This is a genomic window from Acetobacter sp. AN02 (assembly GCF_029759835.1).
Lineage (GTDB): Bacteria > Pseudomonadota > Alphaproteobacteria > Acetobacterales > Acetobacteraceae > Acetobacter.
This window is the reverse complement of the sequence record NZ_JAJJND010000019.1, coordinates 12,631-33,149: the sequence shown is the minus strand read 5'-3', so window position 1 is coordinate 33,149 and position 20,519 is coordinate 12,631. Positions and strand designations below refer to the sequence as shown.

Here is a 20,519-nt window from a genome sequence, read left to right as displayed (position 1 = left end):
CAAACTCAAATCTACTTTCCTCGCAGCAGTGCAGTTCGCTTCAATCATCATACTGCTTAACTGACGACACGACGTAGCAATCAACGGTTTGTATTATGTCTGTATTGCCGTGCAGGCCAGCACACAGTGCAAATACTGGAACAATCCTGAAGGATGGAGAAAGCTTATCTCTTTCCTGAAGGAAAAGGGATATCGGGTTATATGTATCGACCAGAGTCCCGTCCACGGAACAGGGATTGTCTGGAATCATCTTCCGCATGATGTGGAAGATGAAACGGGAAACAGGCCCCTGACCGAGCGGGCCAGGTGGCTCAGACATGCTGAGTTTTTTATCGGTCTCAGTTCAGGTCTGGCATGGCTGGCATGGAGTGTCGGCACACCTGTTGTCATGATCTCCGGATTTACGCATCCGTCGAATGAATTTCATACACCCTGGCGGATCATCAACTGGCACACCTGTAATTCATGCTGGAATGATATCAGGGAGCGATTTGATCATAAGGATTTTCTCTGGTGCCCGCGTCATGCGGGAACGGACCGCCAGTTCGAGTGCACGCGACTGATTACGGCCGATCAGGTGATCAGGGTTGTTTCAGACCTTACAGATCACATCAGAACGGTTTGACGATAACCATAATGACGATAATGACCATAAGAACCGTCGGTATTTCGTTCGCCATCCGATAGAATTTTTCCGAATGAACGTTTCTGTTTTCTGCAAAGCTCCGACGCCAGCGGGCACAGAGACCATGAAATCCGAAAAGACCTGCCAGACAGGCGATTTTCACGTACCACCAGCCTGCATGCCAGTTCACAACCCCGGGTGTTGCTGCCAGAAGCAGCCCGAAGAACAGTGTCGAGATCATCGCCGGATTGATAATGGCCCTGAGCAGACGGCGCTCCATGATGATGAAGCGTGCGCTTTCAGCCGTGTCAGGCTGAACCTGACAGTGATAGACATACAGACGCGGCAAGTAGAACATCCCCGCCATCCAGGCGATCAGGGAGATGACGTGCCCGGCTTTCAGCCAGAGATACCAGTCTGACAGGCCGTTCATCACGGTTTGATTCTACCCTGGGATATCAGTGCATTACGCAGAATCACCGGAAACTCTGAAAGTTTTTCAATTCTGATCAGTCTTTTTCCGGCCTGTGTCATCCATTCAGGGACAGGCGCGGAAAGAGGCCGGAAGAGGACGCAGGTCATGTCTGCATCCAGAGCTGCACGGGCACCGGAATCGCTGTCCTCCAGCACGACGCAGTTCTCCGGTCTGACATTTTCGAGCTGAGCTGCGTAGAGGTACACATCCGGAGCGGGTTTGGGTGCTTTCATCTCCCGGCCCGAGTGAATCCTGCCTTCTCCGAAACGGGTTCCAAGACCGGTCACGCGGAATTTGGAGGCCATCTCGGCATGGGAGGAATTAGACCCGACACGCACCGGCAGATTCAGGGCAAGAACGTCGTCCAGCATCTGCGGTGCTCCGGGGATGACCGGAACGCCGATGTCGAAGCTTGCGACAAAGGCGTCCTGCATCTGCTGCACCCATTCCGCACCCAGCATTTTCCCGGTGCGGTCCTCAAACTCTTCCTGAACCCGGGTCAGGGCTTTTCCCGCCAGCATCTCAACGGCAAGTTCATCGGGCAGATCGAGTCCGAGCCTGCGGGCCTCCGTTGCAAGGATGCGGCAGCTGACGACCTCGCTGTCGACCAGAACGCCGTCGCAGTCGAAAATCACCAGACCGAGAGATCCCTCAGGATCAAGCGCAGTATGCCGTGTCACAGGCCGGTCTCCCTCAGTGTGCGGATCAGATCACCGACGTGCTCCGGTGGGGTTTCCGGCAGAACACCGTGACCCAGATTGAACACGTGCGGACGTCCGCGTCCAGCCTCGCGGATTGCCAGAACCTCCCTGCGCATGGCGTCTCCGCCGGCAAGAACGGCAAGCGGGTCGAGATTTCCCTGCAGAACCAGATCGTTCGGGACTTCAGCCGCAATTTTTGCAAAATCCGCACCGGTATCAAGCGCCATCACGTCCACACCGGTCTCACGAGCATATTCGGGAGCCATCACACCGGCCAGCCGGGGGAAGCCGATCACACGGATATCCGGATGACGGTTTTTCAGCTCCTTCGTGATCTGGCGCGTAGGCGCGATCACATGCCGCCGGAATTCTGAAGGCGGCAGCAGTCCTGCCCAGGAATCGAACAGCATCACCGCCTCTGCTCCGGCCTTTATCTGGGCGGACAGGAATTCGGTTGTCGTCTCGGTCAGGAGCGCGATGAGGCGATCATAAAGGGCAGGTTCCTCGTATGACATCCTGCGCACGGACGCGAATTCGCGGGAACCGTGCCCCTCGACCATGTAGCACGACACGGTGAAGGGAGAGCCTGCAAAGCCGATCTGTGTCACGCTTCCCGGAGCGGCCACCCCGATTGCGTCCGGCCCGTCCAGCTGAGCCCGCAGCCGGCCCAGCGTCTCCAGCACGGGCGCGGTTCTTTCAGGAATGCGGGCCGGGTCGAGCCGTGCCAGATCAGCCGCGCTCCGGATTGGTCCGAGCACCGGGCCCCGGCCTTCGATGAACTCCAGGGACTGACCCATGGCCCAGGGCAGGACGAGGATGTCGGAGAAGAGGATCGCCCCGTCCATGCCGAAGCGGCGGATCGGCTGGAGCGTGATTTCCGTCGCGATATCCGGCGTCATGCAGCGGGTAAGAAAATCAGCTTTTTCCCGCAAGGCCCTGAATTCGGGCAGAAACCGGCCGGCCTGCCGCATGAGCCATACCGGAGGCGGCCACACGGATTCTCCGTTCAGCACGCGCAGAAGCCGCTTGGTTTCCTTCGTCATCGTTCAGCCAGCCTCTTTACCTGTCTCAGAACCCTACCGGAGGCCCGCCTGTAAGGCTGTCCCCGATCTGCAGGCTCTTCTCTAAAACAGGAAAAGAGAAAATAGAAATGAAAGATGTTTATTGGGCCTGTGGATGACGGGGTACCCGATATTCCGAAAATGTACCCCGTTTTTTCCACACTGTGTACAACTCCGGGACTCGCGGGTTTCCGGGGGTTTGAGAAAGTTATCCGGAAATTGCCGACAGAGGGCTGTGTACAACTCACCGGATATGCGGATGGACGATCTGTCCCCGGTACTCCACACGGGTCTCTCCGGCAGTCAGTACTATCCCCATGTACCCCGGTACCTGCGAAAGTACTGACAGGGATATAAGCCTGTTTTTCATCCGACTCCGACTCCGGTACCTGAAGGGAAATACATGCGCGCAGAGGAAATAGTACGGAAAACTCCGTGGATCCGGATGAGTACTGATCTCATCCTCGCGAGTACTTCCGTGACAAGACAGAAAATTCTCTCCTCTGCAGGAGTTCCGTTTACCGCTGTCCGGCCCGAGGTGAATGAGGGGCCTCTGAAAGAGGAAGGGCGCGCGCACGGGTCCACACCGGACGAGGTTGCTTCTGCTCTGGCCAGGGCCAAGGCTGCGGCTGTCTCTGCACTGCATCCCGGGTCTCTGGTGATCGGTGCCGATCAGATGCTGAGCTGTGATGGTGCGTGGTTCGACAAGCCGGAGGATATGGCGGATGCCCGCCGGCAGCTCTGCAGGCTCAGAGGCAGGGAGCATCATCTGCACACGGCGGTTGTGCTTATATATGGCGGACGTGTGCTCTGGCAGCATGTTGCCCGGCCTGAACTGGTCATGCGGGATTTTTCGGATGCGTTTCTTGATCGCTATCTTGAGGAAGAGGGAGAGGCCTGTCTGAGCAGTGTGGGGGCCTATCGCCTGGAGGGGGCGGGAATCCATCTGTTTGCCTCTGTCAGCGGGGAGCACAGTGCGGTTCTTGGTCTCCCCCTGCTTCCTCTTCTGGAAGGATTGCGGGTCTGTGGCGCGATTGCTGATGTCTGACGGGCGGTTACGGAAAGTTTTTTGCCGATATTTTCCGGAACGGGCTTGCGGTTATGGTGCAGGGGCGGTATAGGGAGCGCCGCTGCCTGAGCATCAGTATGTGATGCAAAGGACGGATGGGGCCATAGCTCAGTTGGGAGAGCGCCTGAATGGCATTCAGGAGGTCGTCGGTTCGATTCCGATTGGCTCCACCAGTTTCCCTGTCCGGAAAAATATATCCTGCAGATCGGGTTTCTGTCAGGTTCACGGATATTCCGCTTTCCTCTAGGTATTCTGCAGCGCTTTCTTTTTTCGAAGAAAGTCTGTCTCGGAATTCTCAGCAGGAAAGAAATTTCTCATGACGACACGTGTGGCTATTGTAACTGGCGGCAGTCGGGGGATCGGCGCGGCTGCAGCACTTCAGCTTGCTGAAGACGGGCTGGACGTCGTTCTGTCCTATGCCGGCAATGCGGCAGCGGCAGAGAAGACAGCCCAGGGGATTCGTGACAAGGGGCGCAGGGCGCTGGCCGTGAAGGCTGACGGTTCCACGACTGAGGGGAACCGGGTTGTGATTGCCGCAGCACTTTCTGAGTTCGGACGGATTGATGTTCTGATCTGTAATGCGGGCATGTATCCGTATGGTCCGATTAATGAGATGACGATTGAGGATATTGACCGGGTTCTTAATCTGAACCTGCGTGCGGTCATGGTGGAGACCATGGAAGCCACCAGGCATATGAAAGAGGGTGGCCGGCTGATCTATATGGGATCTGCCTTCGGGGAGAGGGCACCTTTCCCGGGAATTTCCCTGTATGCTGCAACGAAAGCCGCTCTGATCGGATTTGCACAGGGTGTGGCGCGCGATATGGGGCAGCGTGGAATTACGGCAAACGTTATCCAGCCCGGCCCGGTCGATACGGATCTCAACCCGGCAGACGGCAGCGGTGCGGATCTGATCCGCTCATTCACGGCAACGCAGTCTTATGGAAAAACCACAGATATCGCCAGGGCCGTTTCGTTTCTGGCCAGCCCTGCAGCGGGCTATATCACCGGGACCACACTGACGGTTGACGGGGGTCTCTGCGCCTGACGATCAGCCGTCTTTCCGGAAGGGGGAGAACGCGAGCAGCGCTTCGGCCTCTTCCAGAATGGCGGCGCGTTCCTGATCAAGAAAACCTGAGACGGCGTCACGCAGTCCCGGATGTGCGATCAGATGGGCCGACCGGGTGAGCACGGGAAGATAGCCGCGCTGAATTTTGTGCTCACCCTGCGCCCCGGCCTCTACACGTGAAAGTCCGTGTTCGATCGCGAAATCAATCGCTCTGTAATAGCACAGTTCGAAATGAAGGAACGGATGTTCCTCCGAACATCCCCAGTTCCGGCCATAGAGCGTGTCAGTTCCGGCCAGATTGAGGGCCCCTGCGACCGGGCGGCCGTTGTGGAAAGCCATCATGAGAACGACGTTTTTTTCCAGATATGCTCCGAGGAGAGAGAAAAACCGTCGGGTCAGATAGGCTTGTCCCCATTTGCGATCGACGGTTGCGTGGTAGAAGCCGAAGAACGCATCCCAGTGTGCTTCGGTGATATCCGCACCGCACAGTGTCCGGAACTCCAGACCGGATTCCAGCGCGGCCTTCCGCTCACGCCGGATCGATTTTCTCTTGCGGGATGAAAGAGTTTCCAGAAAATCATCGAAGGTTCTGAAATGATGATTGGACCAGTGATACTGAATACCGAGTCTCTCCAGCCACTCGGCTCTGTGCAGTGCAGACTGATCCTGTTCCGTGCAGAATGTGACATGCGCGGAAGACAGATTCATTTCTTCCATATACTGGCTGATGGCCTGAATCAGAGCATCGCGCGCGCCTGCCGGGGCATCAGGATGTATGAGAAGTCTCGGCCCGGGAACAGGAGAAAACGGAATCGCGATCTGAAGTTTGGGATAGTATTGTCCGCCGGCCTGCTCAAAAGCCCGTGCCCATCCGTGGTCGAAAACATATTCGCCGAAGGAATGGGATTTCAGCCAGGCTGCTGCAACGGCATAGATCTTTCCTGTCCCGTCAGACAGGCACATATGCCGGGGCAGCCATCCCGTCCGCGGACCCGCGGAACCACTGTCTTCCAGTGCCGATAAAAATGCGTGGCTTACAAACGGATTATCCTGTCCTGCACATGCATCCCAGTCCGAGGCGGGAATACCGGATATTGCATCATGCAGGGACAGGATCCATTCCGTCATATCGGATCAGTCGACCTCAAAGAGGCCTTCCACCTCCACTGGCGCATCAAGCGGCAGGGACGGCACACCGACCGTGGAGCGTGCGTGGCGTCCGGCATCTCCGAACACGGCGACGGAAAAATCGGATGCACCGTTCATGACAGCTGCATGATTCGTAAAATCCGGTGTGCAGGAAATGAATCCTCCGAGACGCTGAACCTTGCGGACCTTCCCCAGATCTCCCACAGCCGATTTAAGCTGCGCAATCAGCCCGATCATACAGTATTTCGCTGCCAGAGCACCGGTTTCCTCCGTTACGGCTCCGCCCAGCTTGCCGGTAGCGAGAAGCTTTCCGTCCTTTAAGGGGAGCTGTCCGGAAATGACGATCAGGGAGCCGGAGCGTGTCCATGAAACGTAATTTGCGACCGGCACGGCCGGGACGGGCAGGGTGATGCCAAGAGTGGCAAGGCGGGAGTCAGGTGTATCGGACATGAAAGAACTTTCGCTGTATGGGGTTAAAGATCGCGATCAGAAGCTGTCGAGCGCCTCGAGCAGGGCATCAACATCCTGTTCCTGCGTATCATAGCGGCAGACCAGGCGGATCAGAACCCCGGTGATCCCCGGTGGCGTCTCCCACCGGTAGAAAACGAACCCTGCCGCTTCCAGATGACCGACGACGGCTTCAGGAAGGATGACAAAGACCTCGTTGCTTTCCGTGGGAAAAGGAAGTGTCGCGCCCGGATGGCGGCCCAGGCCGTGGGCAAGACGTGTGGCCATCGCGTTGGCCTGGGCTGCGTTGCGCAGCCAGAGATCATCCTCAAACCACGCCAGAAGCTGTGCGCTCTGGAAGCGTTGCTTGGACCAGATATGTCCGCCGCGTTTCATCCTGCGGGTCATGTCGTTCGTGTAGGACGGATTGAAAATGATCAGCAGTTCCGCTGCGAGTGCACCGTTTTTTGTCGCACCGAGCGAGAGGATATCGACACCGGCTTTCCAGCTTGCCTCTGCGGGTGTGCATCCCAGCGTTGCCAGCGCATTTGCAAACCGTGCTCCATCCATATGCACGCCAAGGCCGGAGGCTCTGGCGCGGTCCGTCAGCTCCCGGCAGTGTTCAAGGGAATAAACCGTGCCCCATTCCGTGGCCTGGGTGAGGCTGAGAGCGGTCAGGCGGCTGTCATGGATGCCCCGGAAATCCGCGTGATCGATGGCGCGGGACAGCATTTCCGGATCAATACGGCCATCGGGAGAGGCAATCTGCCGGAGCTTGCCGCCATGCATGAAAAATTCCGGCGCTCCGCATTCATCACTGAGGATATGCGCGCTCTCGTCGCACAGCACGGCTCCCCAGGGCGGGGTAAGCGCGCTGAGTGCCAGGGCGTTGGAGGCGGTTCCTGTCGTGACGGGAAGGATCGCGGCCGGGGGAGTTTCAAAAATTTCCGTGACTTTTGCCTGCAGCCTCAGGGTCCATTCATCTCCGCCATAGGACGGAGCGGCCCCCCGATTGGCCTCCGCCAGGGCTGCCATGATTTCAGGGCTGACCGGTGCGACATTGTCGCTGGCGAAATTCCTGCGTATCTGTTCCATTCCTTGGTGTCCCTGATGCCCTGTAAACCACGTCCGTAACATTTAGTCAGAGTGTGAGTCCGATCATCCGCCATGTCTGAGCAACCCTCACCCGAAACTTCCTCTTCCCGCAACCCCGGCACAGCTTCCGCACCGGAAGGTGAGCGCGGCCGTCTGATCGACGGTAAATCCTTCGCGGCGAATCTCATCCGGAAAACGGCTGATGATGTAAAGGAATTTCACGCGCGACATGGTGTGATCCCCGGGCTTGCCGTGATCCTTGTCGGGAATGATCCGGCAAGCGAGGTCTATGTCCGTAACAAGGCGCTTCAGACGCATCGTGCCGGTATGCGTTCCTTTATGGATATGCTGCCCGAAACGACGACCGAGGCAGAGCTTCTGGCGCTGATCGGGCGTCTGAACGCGGATCCGGAAATTCATGGTATTCTCGTACAGCTTCCGCTCCCTGCCGGTCTTGATCCCCGCAGGATAACTAACGCGATCCTGGCCGATAAAGACGTTGATGGCCTCGGAGAGATTAATGCCGGTCGCCTGAGCCTGGGCACGCCGGGACTTGTGCCCTGCACGCCGCTGGGCTGCCTTATGCTACTGAAATCAGAGCTTGGCGATAATCTCAAGGGGCTTCACGCCGTGGTTATCGGGGCATCGAGCCTGGTCGGTAAACCGATGGCGGAACTGCTTCTTTCCGAAGGATGCACGGTCACGATCGCGCATAAAGAGACCCGGGACACGGCAGAGATCGCACGCCAGGGCGATATTCTCGTTGTCGCGACGGGTGTGTCCGGTCTGGTCAGGAAGGACTGGATCAAGCCTGGTGCGACCGTGATCGATGTTGGTATCACGCGCATTCCCACTGAGTCGGGCAAGACGCGGCTGGTGGGAGATGTGGCATTTGACGAGGTTGCTCCGGTTGCCGGACGCATCACGCCGGTTCCGGGCGGGGTCGGACCGATGACGATCGCCTGCCTGCTGCGCAACACCTATCTGGCTGCCTGCCGCCAGATCGAGGGGCGGGAAGCGGTCTGACCACTCCCCGTTCCGATGTTTCCGGTCTGTCTCAGATCCGGGAACAGGGCCCGATCAGGCTCCAGTTCCTCTTTAAAAGGGGAGATCAATACAGTTTTACATCATTCATTTTTATGCCGGAATTATTCAGAATCTGATCAACCCCGATATTTTTAATAAGATCCGTATTGGATCGGGAAAGAAGAGAATGATCTGCATCAAGGTCTTTTCCGTAAAGATCGATGATCTGTATAAGATTATGAGATCCGTCTTCCTCACTGCAGTAGTCCGCAGAAGACATCGGAGTACCTGCCGGGCTGGCTGTACAGCTCCAGCTCAGTATAAAATATGATTCTTTTTTCTGGTTTGTAATACATGCCCAGCTATCTATCAGTTTTTGTGGCTGCTTTTGTTTGCGCCATGTAAAATCGATATTTCTGGTATGTTCACCTGTATGATCAGTCCACTTTACAGTCATGACCTGTGAAGGACAGAAAATATCTTTTGACGATATATCGCACGTGCTTTTTATAATCGCATGAGAATTTTTACACTGAAGGATGGTTGAGAAGACTCTATCTTCTGCCTGAGACGGAAAAGTAACCAGACAGAAGAGAAAAAAACTAAAATAAAAATTTTCATTTATTTCTGTTATAAAAAATGAGTTTATATCCATAATTATATCTTATTTTTATGTAAGAAATATAGAATTTTTCCTCTATACTGAAATAAATACTCTTGTAACATTTTTATAAGTAGTATTTATGATGTCACTGTTCGTTATCAGGTATCCTCCCGTGATGCTGATATAAATTATATTACTGATCTTTTTTTTATTCTGAATAATTTATATCACTTGGGAATTTGCGAAATTAACAGGAGCATAGTCATCCTCATTACTGAGGAAATATCGTATTCACTTCAGGAAATACGATCTATATTATAAATATATACGCGGTATACAGAAAAATATATAGTAAATATTACTCCGGACCGATTCGAAACCGGTCCGGAGAATCTGATCAGGCCTTGTTCTTCCTGTACCAGACAACCACGCCGCCGATGATGGCGAGGGTGATCAGCTTGCACACGAAGGGGACGCGGCATTTTTTTCCGCTTTCGCAGGAACCTTCACTTTTCTTACAGATAGACATGATATCGCTCCTATGTCTGACCTGCTCATTCTGTACCCGCTATTCGCCAAGGGGAAGAGATTTTGTGCCGGGATTACAGACACATCATCTTGTGACACCACGGGGGCGAGCCTTTATCTGATTCCCAGAGTGCTCCTGAGCTCTGCCGCATTGGCCCTGACCTCAAAACCGGGGCCTCCGGGCTGAAACAGGACGGAGCTGGCCAGATTGCCGGTGATGACCGGATCGAATCCGGCGGCCCGGACGAGATCGGCAACGGTGCTGACGGCAGCCGGATCGTCCCCGGCAACGGGCACGGCAAGGAGCGGTGCGGCGCGGCGGGCTTCTGACCGCAGGACGCTCATATCGATGGAGTTGAATGCCCGTACGACGCGTGCGCCGGGGAAATACCGGCTGGTCGTGGGTCCGGCTCCGTCCTGTGCGGCTGTCGCTGCAATGGCGCCGTCCCGGAAAGAGTAGAAATTGCTCGGATCAAGCAGGATCTTTCCTTTCACCACTCCGCTCAGCTGCTGACCGAGTGACGGAATTGCGCGGAACGGAACGGCCAGCACGACCACGTCGCCATATGCGGCAGCCTGTGCGGGGGTGCCGGCCGAGGCTGACGGGCCCAGCCTGGCTGCAGCCTCGCGTGCCTCGTCTTCAGAGCGGGCCGACAGCATCACGTGGTATCCTGCCGCAACCCACAGACCGGCCAGGGTTCCGCCCACCTGTCCCGCACCGATCAGTCCGATTTTCAGGTCCCTGCGCTCCGGTGCCGGTCCGGTGGCCAGGGCAGCCCGGCGGGTCAGTACCGGCAGCGATCCGACGAGCAGGGTGCCCAGCGTGCGTCGGGTTATGCGTGTCATCCGTATCTCCATAATGTGCTGACCGGTCCGCCTGCACCCTGTACCGGGTCTGAGGACGGGAACGGCAGTTTTTCCAGTCTTGTTCTCTGTGCGGCGTCAGGAGCCTGCCTGACGATGTCGAAACTCTGTCCGGGCGGATAGGCTCCCACGACCTCGAAGGCCGTATCGGACCCGAGATTCATGTGCCCGGTGCCCGCAGGCAGAAGGGCGATATCCCCTGCATGCACATCGACAGTCCGTGCATCCGGGCCGCCCAGCATCAGCCTGGCCGATCCTCCGGAAAAGCCGAGCACCTCATGTCCGAGCGTGTGATAGTGATGGAAGGGGTAGACGCCGTTCCGCCATTGCGGGGGCCAGCCGTTCTTTTGGAACAGCTCCTCGAAAGCCGATGCGGGATCATCGCCGGACACGGGAAGAGCATTGCGCCACAGGATGACCGGCAGTTCCTGGTTGTTCGGAACCCAGTCATTCTGCCGCAGGATAAAATGTTCAGTCCTTGCGGGTGTGGCGGCCGCTGCCGCCCGCACGCGCCCGGCGCCGAAGGAAAGTCCCAGCCCGGTGAGAATGGAATTGAAAGTACGCCGCTCCATGGCCCGCGCTCCTTTCTGTCAGATGAAACCGGCCCGCCCGGCGGAAAAATCCGTTCCGCTCGTCTCCCGGATGTCAGTCATCCGATGCGGGCCATCAGGCGGAAGGCCGCTTCGCCCTCACGTCCGTCGTGGCAGTGTGCCTTCCTTTGCGGGGAAAGTTCAACCTTTCCGTACAGACCGTTCAGCCCATTTCGGCCAGCAGGCGTTCGGTCAGTTCCAGATCGGCAGGTTTATCCACGTCAACGCAGGCCCGTCCGTCGGCAAGCGGGACGAAACGGACGGAAGCCCCGGTATATCGTTCGATATATCCGCAGAAAGCGGCGGCGGTCAGTCGCCCGGTCAGCCAGCGCAGCAGCAGCCCCGGCCCGCGGAGCCTGACGGTCAGAAGCCAGGCCATCCGCAGCGGATGTTTACGTTCGGCCTCGATCGTCTGCCACAGCCGGACGGCTCCGGCCGAGGCCGGTGTGCGGAACAGGAAGAGATTGCAGCCTGAGAACGTCATGTCCGCAAATCTTATCCAGGTGCGTTTTGTGTCCGGTACATCGCGACGCACGACATCCTTCGTGGCAATTCCGATGGCGAGATCGGCATCCTGTGCGCCCTCCGTAAAATCACGGATCCATTCCGGTTTCAGCAGGGCATGATCGGCGGTGGTCACCAGAAGCGGTGTGCCGAGCCGGGAGAGGGCCTCCGCCACGCTTGCAGCTGGTCCGGAGGCGGCAGCGAGGAGTTCCGCTCCGGGCGGAAGCAGGTCCCTGACCACATCCGGAGCCTCGATACAGACAGCGATACGGTCAATGGCGGGAGAGGCCTGTAATGCTTCCGTAACCCGGAGGATCATCGGCTTCCCCGCAACGGGGAGTATGGTCTTGTGGGAAATCCCGGCAGCGGCGGCCATCGGATCCCGCGCGCCTTGGCGGGTTCCCGCCAGGATCAGGGCCGTGACCGGTCTGGAAAAAGCTCCGGAGGAGCTGATCACGCAGCGTGATCTTTCGGTGTATCCGGACGGGCACCGTCGGGACGGTCGCGCGGGGGGGAGCCTGTCAGCTTCATCACCCAAGGGTAGCGTTTCGCTTCCGTCAGGTCATACCCGAGGTTGAACACGGTCGGGCTGCGCGGCCGGGCTTTCGCATCGGGGTAATAGGTGCCGAACACCTGATCCACGGTAAAGCTGGTGATCCCGAAATTCCCGTCCTCATCATGGAAGTGATGCAGGACATGACGGGCTTTCATGCGCTGAATCCAGCGTGAGGACGGTTTGTAGTTCAGATGCTGGATGCAGTGAAAGAACTCATAGATGCAGGTGATGAGCACGCCTGAGGTGAATGCGGCGAATGCTCCGCCCGCTCCGCCGATCAGCCAGCCGACCGGACCCGTGATGGCCGCGATGGTCGGCAGCGTGGTCCAGGGCGCGCCGAAGAGAACATCCAGAAGATGCGGATCCTGATGATGATCGAAGTGAATGCGCTTCCACAGGGCTGCCGTTGCCGGGATCTTGTACAGCGTGCGTCCGTGCAGAACATAGCGATGCAGCAGATACCATGCGAGCGGATAGATCGGGATCACCAGCCCCGCGGCGATCAGCGTGCGGGCCGCTCCGGGGAAGAAATACACCGTCAGCGCGGTTCCGGCGATGATGAGCGCGAAATACAGCAGGACGGTGGGATAGGTGAGATAGGCAATCCAGAGCTGGCGCAGGTTCATCTTGCCGAGATCAAAGCTTCTCCCGGTCCGGATGGATGAATTGCGTAATGTGCTGCTCATTTGTCTTCGTTCCTCAACAGGACGGCACCGGCTGCCAGAGTAAAGATAATCAGTCCGGGCACGGTCGCAACGGGGGCAGGCAGGAGAGCCGCGTTCCCCATGGCGCGGAAAACGCCCTGCGTGATGATGAAAAGAAGTCCGGCACCCAGGCACCAGACAGGAAGCCAGCTCCGGAATCCGACACGGGGCGGGATATAGACCACAGGAAGCGCAAGCAGCAACATGACAATGAAGGCGAAGGGCCGGAAAAGCCGTTCCAGGATGGCCGATCTGACCCAGGCCGGCGATTGTCCGATGGATTCGCGGCCCTTCAGTCCCCGGCGCATGGTGCTGATCGACAGAGGCGCGTTATCGAGCGACAGCCGCAGCACCTGCCGGGCCGAAAGATCGGACGGAATCTTTTCCTCTGCTTCCGGAACGGGGGCAGGGATGTTGCCCTGTTCCGGGACGGTCCAGCTTTTCACGTTGCGGGCCAGCCAGTATCCCGGACCGGAAACGGCCATATCCGCATGCCGTGCCCGGCGCAGAAGCCCGTCCGGTCCCTGCTCATAGAAATCGATGTCATGCACCTGGCGTCCGCGGCCGGTGATATAGCCGATATGTGCAACCCAGCTTTCGCTGTGGACCCAGAAGGAATGTCCTTTCTCAGGCTCAGGGTCGGTCTGGTTCCACCATCCGGCCAGCTCCAGCTCGGCCCGTGGCGTCACCTGATCCTCCACGACCGTGCTGATCACGCCGAGCATAAAGGTGGCGGGCAGCAGATAGAGCATGAGGCCGAGCGCCGAGAGCCCTGCGGACCGCAGGATCGTCATCTCACTGCTGACGGTCATGGCTGTCAGCAGCGTCAGACCGCCGATCAGCAGGCTGAGCGGCAGCGCCGTCTGCATCATCAGCGGCGTGTGTAGGACCATATAGGTCAGAACGCCGTACAGCCCCAGGTGGCGCTGCAGGATCGGCGTCATCTGTTCGAGCAGCGCCAGCACCTCCATCAGCCCGAGCAGGGCGGCGCAGGCAATGAACGTGCGACCGAGCAGCGCGCCGGAGAGATAGCGAAGCAGGACCAGACGCGGCCCGCGCGGCACGGACGGGGCGGCGATCATGATGAGGCGGCTCCGGATGCACGGGCGGACACAGGACGTCTGCGGCGCGGCAGAAGCCTCAGCATGTTGCCCCGGACGAGCATGAGCAGCAGCGATCCCGCGCAGAAAACGGCCGTGGGCATCCACAATGCCCATAACGGGGAGCCCTTGCCGGTCGCGATCAGGCTCTCCCCGAGCTTGCCGACATGGTCGTAGCTGACCAGCAGGAGCGCTGCCACGGCCAGTGCGGTATTCCCGCGTTTCCGTTTGCCGATGATGGCAAGTCCCGCCGCGAGGAAGACGATAAACGGCGTGGAGACGCTGCGGCTCAGGCGGAAATGCAGCTCGGCGCGCATGTCGGCAAGGGAGATATCCTGCGGAGCAGGTTCATTCCGTGCGAGATAGTACGCGAGCTGCCCGCTGGTCAGTTCCCGCTCGTCATAGCCGCGTTCGCGGAAGGCCGGAGCTGCGGCGCGGGTGATCAGACGCGTGGCCTGATCAAAGCGCGTGACGTTGGGAATACCGGTATGCGGGCGCGTCAGGATCAGGCCCTGGCTGAGCCGGATCTGCACCTCTCCGTTCAGGAGGTCAGAAAGGATACGTCCTTCCTTTGCGGAAATATCCCGCTCCTCATCGCCTGATGTGTCGCGGATGAAGACGTCATGAAGGACGGAGCCCGTATGATCCACCTGGCGCGCCATGAGGGACAGGGACGATGTGGGCGTGGCCATCACGCCAGGCTGCAGCACGGGGGACCAGCCCGCATGGCTGGCATAATAGAAGCCCGAACGGAACTGATAGCGTGCGTGGGGCTGGATATAGCCATAGAGCAGCATGGAAAACAGCCCGAGCAGTATGCCTGCAACCACAAACGGCACGGTAAAGCGTCCGATCGATACGCCGGAGGCCATCAGCGCATCGATCTCGTTGTTCTCACTCATCTTGCGGGTCACGCTGAAGACCGCCACGCAGAGTGCAGCGGGAAGCGCCAGCCCCAGATAATGCGGAAGCAGGTTGGCCAGAAGCCGGACAAAGGTGGAGAGCGGACTGGCTTCCTGTGCCAGGAGGTTCATCAGAACCAGCATTCTCTCCATAAGCAGGGCCAGAAGCACCACGAGCACCGTGATGAAAAAAGGCGGAACGAGCTGCTCGAAAATATAGACGTCCATCAGCCGCGGTCGCAGGGGCCGGGGCAGGATACGGAACAGGCGCAGCAGCCTGTCATGATGGGGGGGCGGAGCCTGCGGGATGATCCTGGTGTCGACAGGTGTCCCCGGAGCTGAGGAATGACTCATTCTGAGGTGGTTTTTCTTTCCCCGCCGGTTCGGCTCCGGCCGGTCTGCGAAGGACGCCGTGCCTTGCGGGTTGCAGGTTCGGCCATCTTACGACTGCCTGATGTCTTTTTTGCGGCCTTCCTGCCCGTTTCGTCCCTGCCGTGCTCCCCGGCCGGAAGATCCCCCGCGCTTTCTCCGGCGGGATCGCGGGCGATGTCGGGAGAGATCTCCTTCCCGGATTCAGCGCAGGGTATTCCGGGGCCGGAGGCGGGACGGCGGAACACGAATGGCTCAAGATCGTGTAGATGCCCGTCGGTTCCGAGACGCCTGGGATGGATACCGATCTGCCATTCCGGTCCGGTCGTGCCCGTATCCCGGCTGATGGTGATCCGGTTCCACCCGGCGGCCGTCTTCACACGCCCCGGGCGGTGAGAGGCGGCGGTGACGCCGATGAGCGGAATGGTTGTTCCCGGTACCCAGGAGATGGTGCCGCGATGCGAATGGCCGTGCAGCACGAGTTCGGCGCCTCCGGACTGAAGGACCTCGGCACACAGCCTCCAGTCCCGCAGCGCCTTGCGGTTCACCACAAGGTCGGGATGTGGCGGATGATGGATCATCACGACCCGGCAGCGGCCTTCCTCTCCCAGCTGCTTCAGCATGGCTTCCAGAGCGGAAGCCTGGGATGCGCCGATCCTGCCCCAGGCACAGAACGGCGGAGTGGGGACGGCGGAGTTCAGCCCGATCAGCGTGACATCGTCCTTCAGATGGCAGACCAGGGGATCGTGCGGCGTGATCATCCCCCCCTCCGGCGCCCATTGTCCGGGGCCGGTCTTCCAGTCCATCGGAACCATCGCATCGTGATTGCCGGGAATGACCATGCGCGGAAGCCCGAGCTCCGCAAGCCATGTGCGTGCACGCCGCAGTTCGTCCGGAAGCCCGAGATTGGTCATGTCTCCCGCGATCGCGAGCACGTCCGGATGTGCGGCATATATGTCTTTCATGACGGCAGAAAGAGAACGCCACACAAGAACGTGTCTCCGGCGCAGGGTCCAGGAAAAAAAACTCAGCAGCCGTTTTCCGGCCAGATCCCGCAGACCGGGAGAGAGTCCGAAAGGAAGATGCAGATCAGACAGATGCGCCAGCGTGACGGACACGAGCTACTCCAGGACCGGAACCGGACAGGAAAGAATATCGTTCAATAATCCTCTTGGTTCGCCAGGACCAGACGGCTTTTTTCCGGTTCCCGATTTGTGAAAACCGGTACAGACCGGAAACACAAGGTTACAGGAAAACAGCACCTGAACCGTCCTGCAGGTGTGGCAACTCCCTCGTGGCCGGGCTATAGACCGCGCGAGTCCAGTGTCCGGGACCTGTTACACATCCGGCTCTGTCCGTTCACGACCGGAGAGTGTGATCCTTGTCTTTTGCCGTCGTTCATAACCCCTGCAGCCGTATGAACGGATCGGACGGGGAGATATTCCGGACGCAGGGCAGGGAGATGCTCGGAGACCGCTTCCTCAGTCCTCAGGGCCGGGAGGCGCTGATCACGGAGGTGATGGCCCTGCGTGACCGGGCGATCGATACCGTCGTAATCGACGGCGGAGACGGCACCGTCAGCGACGTGATGACGGCCATCCACGCGGGCTGGTCCGGGGAAACCTTTCCGGATATCGCCATTCTGCCCTCAGGCAACACCAATCTGATCGCCGCCGATGTCGGGTTCGGCATGAGGGGAATCCCGGCGCTCGAGTGCCTGCTGGAGAAGGAACGCTGCGGACTTCTGCGCAAGCGGACCGCACGGAGACATCCGATCGTGCTGAGCTGGCCCGAAACCGGTCGCCGGGACGTGCTCGGTATGTTCTGCGGTCTTGCGGCCTTCACCCGCGGGATCGGCCTTGCGCATCAGCCCGCCATTCTGGATCACTATTCCCACAATACGGCCGTGGTCGTGACGCTCCTGTCCGCGTTTTCCCGGCTGCTGCACCGGGAGGGGCGGCGTGAGTGGCTCGACGGAACGCAGCTGACGATGTCCCGCGACGGAGGGGCCGGGGAGGGTGGTGCACGATTCCTGTTCCTCGGCACGACCCTGCACAGCCTGCCCTACGGCGTCTGGCCGTTCTGGGAGGGCGTGCCTCCGGGTGGCGCACTGGCCTGGCTGGAAATCATGCCGCATCCCCGCCGCCTTCTGCCGGCAACGCTCAGCCTGCTGTCCGGGCGGGCACCGGCCTGGCTGCGCGGCGATCCGGCCTTCCGCAGCGGCCGGTCCGCAACGATCACGATCCGCATGGATGAGCGCCTCGTGATCGACGGAGAGGAACTGGATACGGGCCCCCGCGGTGTCGTGACATTGTCGGAGGGAAAGGCCATTACCTTTCTCAGATCATGAGCACGCCCCCGATATCCGGAACGGATCCTGCAGCAGAGATCGCACACGGTCTCGTGGCCGAGCTGACGTCTCCGGTTCCTCCCGAGATTTCCGCGATGGCTGCCGCGATCGTCGGAGAGGCCCGGCCGCTGGGCGTCCTGTTCTACGGCTCCGTCGCCCGTGCCCTGGCAGGTACGGTGCAGGCCCGTGCGGGAGAAACCCTCTGTACCGGGATGCTGGATTTCTATGTGATCGTCCGGCGTCAGAAAGACTGGCCGCGCCGTCTGTCCTCCAGAATCGCCAATATTCTGCTGCCGCCGAATGTGGAATATCATGAGGTCCGGGAGGGGGAGCGGATTCTGCGGGCCAAGGTGGCTGTCCTTACCCTCAGCCAGTTCCGCAGACTGACACGTCCCGACGCGCTGGATAGCTCCGTCTGGGCGCGTTTCTCGCAGCCGGCCCGTCTGATCTGGGTTCGTGATACACAGGCGGCAGACAGTCTCCTGCGCTGTATCGTCCGCGCTGTCGCGGCGGCGGCGCACTGGTCCGCCCGTCTGGGTCCGGAATCCGGCCCGTCCCGGATATTCTGGGCCGAACTTTATGCCCGGACCTACCGCAACGAACTGCGGGTCGAGGCTCCCGGCCGGGAAAGGCTGCTTCTGTCGGGAATGACGGAGCGCAACGACGTGATGCTCCGTGCGGCCTGGTCCCTGGAGGGAATCCTGTCTGACCCGCATGCGGGCGAGATGCTCAGGCCCGCCCTTACAAATGCTGCACGGCGACGCGCCCTTTCATCCTGGCAGCTGCGCTGCAGGCTCGGAAGGCCGCTCAATCTGCTGCGTCTGGTCAAGGCGTCCTTCACCTTCACCGGCGGAGCGCGCTATCTGGCGTGGAAAATCGAACGTCACACCGGCATCAGCATGCCTCTGACGCCGTTTGCGGAAAAATACCCGCTTCTTGCCGCTCCGCGCATGGCCTGGCGGCTTATACGGTCCGGCCTGCTCTGCCAGCGTCAGGCCTGAGACCTGCCCGGTCAGGGGTGTTTTCCGTCCTGATCTCCGGTCCTGAGCCGGAAGACGAATTTTTTACTGTATTTCATGCCGGGATATCTTGTGTTCTGGTCAGGAAATAAGGACCATAACCGTCATGTCCCGCTGCTCAGCCCTCTTCCTTCCTGCTGCCCTGATCACCCTGGCACTTCAGGGGGGTATTCCGCAGGCGCAGGCGGACGGCTCTTCTGCGGCCTCCCCTGCGGCAGGCAGTGCCGCAGCCGGTCCGGACAGGGTTGCGGCGGAAACCGCGGCGGCGAAGGTTCTGGACAGCATCCGCGACAATCCCGCGCGGCTTACCCCTTTCCTCCGCGCATTTCCCAAGGGCGCGGACCTGCATAATCACCTGGTCGGGGCGGTCTGGGCGGAGCAGTTCCTTGACTGGGCCGCCGCAGACGGGCTGTGCGCCGATCCGCAGACCGGCCAGATCAGTGCCCCTCCCTGCCGCAACGGGATGCAGCCCGCAAAAAAGACGCTGGAAGACGGGGATGCAAGGACGCGCATGATCGATGCGCTGTCGATGCGCGATTTCGTGCCGACAGGTCAGGACCGGTCGGGGCATGATCATTTCTTTGCCACCTTCGCGAAATTCATGCCGGCAGCGAACGGCCATGACGGAGACATGCTGGCTTCAGCCATGCGTCAGGCCGCACGTGACCATGTGCTGTATCTGGAGCTTATGGTCTCTCCGCGTCTGTTTCCCGCCGCAAAACTGGGTGAGAAGCTCGACACGGATACGGAACGGGAAATCGGTCCGGCGCTCGATACGCTGATGCCGCAGATGCCGGCGTTCGTATCCGGTGCGCGGGCGGACATGGACAACGCGCAGGCCCGGGCACACGAGGAGCTGGGCTGCGGAACACCATCAGCGGAACCGGCCTGCGGCGTGACCGTGCGCTATCTTTACCAGACCGTGCGGACCATGCCGCCGGGCATGGTTCTCGCCCAGCTCGCTCTTGGCTATCAGCTGAAGAAATCCGATCCGCGTTTTGTCGGCGTGAATATCGTCGCACCGGAAGACGACCGGATTTCCCTGCGCGACTATACGCTGCACATGCAGATGTTCCGCGAACTCTCTCGGCGTGAGCCGGGCGTGCCGCTTTCCCTTCACGCCGGAGAGCTTTCTGAAAAGCTCGTACCGCCGGAGGACCTCCGCTTCCATATCCGTCAGGCCGTGGAGATCGCGGGAGCCCGCAGGATCGGTCATGGCGTGGACATCATGCAGGAGGATGATCCGTCCGGGCTGATGGTGGAGATGGCGAAGAAGAACATCCTGGTGGAGATCAATCTCACCAGCAATGACGAGATTCTCGGTGTGAAAGGCGCGGATCATCCGCTGATGACATGGCGGGATCACCAGGTTCCCGTCGCGCTGTCCACGGATGATGAGGGTGTCTCCAGAGGCAGCCTGACCACGGAATATCACCGCGCCGTTCTGGACTACCCCCTGTCCTATACCGATCTCAAGGACATCTCCCGCGCCGGTCTGGAATATGCGTTTGTGCCCGGAGACAGTCTGTGGGAAACCGATGCAGGATGGAAAATGAAACCTGTCTGCGCCGAGATTTCTCCGGAAACCGCGCCGCAGACGGGCGCCTGTCATGATTTTCTTGCGGGAAATGAGAAGGCGCGGCTGCAGTGGTCTCTGGAGGGTGCCTTTGTCAGGTTCGAACGTCAGGCAGCGGGAAATACGTTCTGAGAGA

The 20,519-nt window shown here is 59.4% G+C and carries 21 protein-coding genes, 1 tRNA gene and 1 pseudogene; 8 read left to right on the top strand and 15 right to left on the bottom strand.

Annotation, left to right across the window (positions count from 1 at the left end):
* Nucleotides 1-94: 94 nt before the first annotated feature.
* A pseudogene (locus LOC54_RS03940) lies at nt 95-625 on the top strand (autotransporter strand-loop-strand O-heptosyltransferase); the annotation flags it as partial.
* Here LOC54_RS03940 and hemJ read toward each other — a convergent pair.
* The 3 genes from hemJ to hemE are packed head-to-tail and all read right to left on the bottom strand — an operon-like array spanning nt 612 to nt 2,844.
* Nucleotides 612-1,058: a protoporphyrinogen oxidase HemJ gene (gene hemJ, locus LOC54_RS03935; RefSeq protein WP_279312531.1), complete on the bottom strand. Its 447-nt coding sequence runs from the start codon at nt 1,056-1,058 to the stop codon at nt 612-614. The pseudogene LOC54_RS03940 and the gene hemJ sit on opposite strands and share 14 nt — an antisense overlap.
* The gene (locus tag LOC54_RS03930; RefSeq protein WP_279312530.1) at nt 1,058-1,780 is read right to left on the bottom strand and encodes an HAD family phosphatase; all 723 of its coding nucleotides are present in this window, start codon (nt 1,778-1,780) and stop codon (nt 1,058-1,060) included. The genes hemJ and LOC54_RS03930 overlap by 1 nt, the downstream gene beginning before the upstream one ends.
* Nucleotides 1,777-2,844, bottom strand: coding sequence for a uroporphyrinogen decarboxylase (gene hemE / locus LOC54_RS03925; RefSeq protein WP_279312529.1), 1,068 nt, complete (start codon nt 2,842-2,844; stop codon nt 1,777-1,779). Before hemE ends, LOC54_RS03930 begins: the two co-directional genes overlap by 4 nt.
* 463 nt (nt 2,845-3,307) lie before the next feature.
* On the opposite strand from hemE, the gene LOC54_RS03920 reads away from it, so the two are divergent.
* The 3 genes from LOC54_RS03920 (at nt 3,308) to LOC54_RS03910 (ending at nt 4,979) form a co-directional block, all read left to right on the top strand.
* Nucleotides 3,308-3,910, top strand: a complete 603-nt coding sequence (locus tag LOC54_RS03920) for a Maf family nucleotide pyrophosphatase (RefSeq protein WP_279312528.1) — start codon at nt 3,308-3,310, stop codon at nt 3,908-3,910.
* 118 nt (nt 3,911-4,028) lie between these two features.
* Nucleotides 4,029-4,104, top strand: a tRNA-Ala gene (locus tag LOC54_RS03915).
* Between the two features lie 143 nt (nt 4,105-4,247).
* Nucleotides 4,248-4,979, top strand: coding sequence for an SDR family NAD(P)-dependent oxidoreductase (locus LOC54_RS03910; RefSeq protein WP_279312527.1), 732 nt, complete (start codon nt 4,248-4,250; stop codon nt 4,977-4,979).
* 3 nt (nt 4,980-4,982) lie between these two features.
* On the opposite strand, the gene LOC54_RS03905 is transcribed toward LOC54_RS03910, so the two are convergent.
* Genes LOC54_RS03905 through LOC54_RS03895 form a run of 3 tightly spaced genes read right to left on the bottom strand, consistent with a single transcriptional unit; the run spans nt 4,983 to nt 7,691 of the window.
* Nucleotides 4,983-6,128 (bottom strand): GNAT family N-acetyltransferase, encoded by a 1,146-nt coding sequence (locus LOC54_RS03905; RefSeq protein ID WP_279312526.1) that lies wholly within the window; start codon nt 6,126-6,128, stop codon nt 4,983-4,985.
* Nucleotides 6,129-6,134: 6 nt separating this feature from the next.
* The gene (locus LOC54_RS03900; protein ID WP_279312525.1) at nt 6,135-6,599 is read right to left on the bottom strand and encodes a RidA family protein; all 465 of its coding nucleotides are present in this window, start codon (nt 6,597-6,599) and stop codon (nt 6,135-6,137) included.
* Between the two features lie 36 nt (nt 6,600-6,635).
* Entirely contained in the window at nt 6,636-7,691 is a 1,056-nt protein-coding gene (locus LOC54_RS03895) for a low specificity L-threonine aldolase (RefSeq protein WP_279312524.1), read from the bottom strand.
* 72 nt (nt 7,692-7,763) lie between these two features.
* Between LOC54_RS03895 and folD the strand changes: the two genes are divergently transcribed.
* Nucleotides 7,764-8,717 (top strand): bifunctional methylenetetrahydrofolate dehydrogenase/methenyltetrahydrofolate cyclohydrolase FolD, encoded by a 954-nt coding sequence (folD, locus tag LOC54_RS03890; RefSeq protein ID WP_279312523.1) that lies wholly within the window; start codon nt 7,764-7,766, stop codon nt 8,715-8,717.
* Nucleotides 8,718-8,802: 85 nt separating this feature from the next.
* On the opposite strand, the gene LOC54_RS03885 is transcribed toward folD, so the two are convergent.
* The 9 genes from LOC54_RS03885 to LOC54_RS03845 form a co-directional block, all read right to left on the bottom strand.
* Nucleotides 8,803-9,372, bottom strand: a complete 570-nt coding sequence (locus LOC54_RS03885; RefSeq protein WP_279312522.1) for a hypothetical protein — start codon at nt 9,370-9,372, stop codon at nt 8,803-8,805.
* 346 nt (nt 9,373-9,718) lie between these two features.
* Nucleotides 9,719-9,850, bottom strand: coding sequence for a hypothetical protein (locus LOC54_RS03880; protein WP_279312521.1), 132 nt, complete (start codon nt 9,848-9,850; stop codon nt 9,719-9,721).
* Nucleotides 9,851-9,963: 113 nt separating this feature from the next.
* Nucleotides 9,964-10,695 carry an NADPH-dependent F420 reductase gene (locus LOC54_RS03875; RefSeq protein ID WP_279312520.1) on the bottom strand — a complete coding sequence of 244 codons (732 nt, stop codon included), beginning with the start codon at nt 10,693-10,695 and terminating at the stop codon, nt 9,964-9,966.
* Nucleotides 10,692-11,285 carry a cupin gene (locus LOC54_RS03870; RefSeq protein ID WP_279312519.1) on the bottom strand — a complete coding sequence of 198 codons (594 nt, stop codon included), beginning with the start codon at nt 11,283-11,285 and terminating at the stop codon, nt 10,692-10,694. Before LOC54_RS03870 ends, LOC54_RS03875 begins: the two co-directional genes overlap by 4 nt.
* A gap of 181 nt (nt 11,286-11,466) precedes the next feature.
* Nucleotides 11,467-12,183 carry an NTP transferase domain-containing protein gene (locus LOC54_RS03865; protein WP_347709386.1) on the bottom strand — a complete coding sequence of 239 codons (717 nt, stop codon included), beginning with the start codon at nt 12,181-12,183 and terminating at the stop codon, nt 11,467-11,469.
* 77 nt (nt 12,184-12,260) lie between these two features.
* Entirely contained in the window at nt 12,261-13,049 is a 789-nt protein-coding gene (locus LOC54_RS03860) for a sterol desaturase family protein (protein ID WP_279312517.1), read from the bottom strand.
* Nucleotides 13,046-14,149 (bottom strand): LptF/LptG family permease, encoded by a 1,104-nt coding sequence (locus tag LOC54_RS03855; protein ID WP_279312516.1) that lies wholly within the window; start codon nt 14,147-14,149, stop codon nt 13,046-13,048. The genes LOC54_RS03860 and LOC54_RS03855 overlap by 4 nt, the downstream gene beginning before the upstream one ends.
* The gene (locus LOC54_RS03850; protein ID WP_279312515.1) at nt 14,146-15,423 is read right to left on the bottom strand and encodes an LptF/LptG family permease; all 1,278 of its coding nucleotides are present in this window, start codon (nt 15,421-15,423) and stop codon (nt 14,146-14,148) included. The genes LOC54_RS03855 and LOC54_RS03850 overlap by 4 nt, the downstream gene beginning before the upstream one ends.
* Nucleotides 15,420-16,556, bottom strand: a complete 1,137-nt coding sequence (locus LOC54_RS03845) for a metallophosphoesterase (protein WP_279312514.1) — start codon at nt 16,554-16,556, stop codon at nt 15,420-15,422. The genes LOC54_RS03850 and LOC54_RS03845 overlap by 4 nt, the downstream gene beginning before the upstream one ends.
* A gap of 263 nt (nt 16,557-16,819) precedes the next feature.
* On the opposite strand from LOC54_RS03845, the gene LOC54_RS03840 reads away from it, so the two are divergent.
* From LOC54_RS03840 to LOC54_RS03830, 3 genes are all read left to right on the top strand, one after another.
* Nucleotides 16,820-17,788 carry a diacylglycerol kinase family protein gene (locus LOC54_RS03840; RefSeq protein ID WP_279312513.1) on the top strand — a complete coding sequence of 323 codons (969 nt, stop codon included), beginning with the start codon at nt 16,820-16,822 and terminating at the stop codon, nt 17,786-17,788.
* Complete coding sequence (locus tag LOC54_RS03835) at nt 17,785-18,789, top strand: hypothetical protein (protein WP_279312512.1); 1,005 nt, start codon at nt 17,785-17,787, stop codon at nt 18,787-18,789. Before LOC54_RS03840 ends, LOC54_RS03835 begins: the two co-directional genes overlap by 4 nt.
* Before the next feature lie 124 nt (nt 18,790-18,913).
* Nucleotides 18,914-20,515 (top strand): adenosine deaminase, encoded by a 1,602-nt coding sequence (locus LOC54_RS03830; RefSeq protein ID WP_279312511.1) that lies wholly within the window; start codon nt 18,914-18,916, stop codon nt 20,513-20,515.
* Nucleotides 20,516-20,519: the final 4 nt, after the last annotated feature.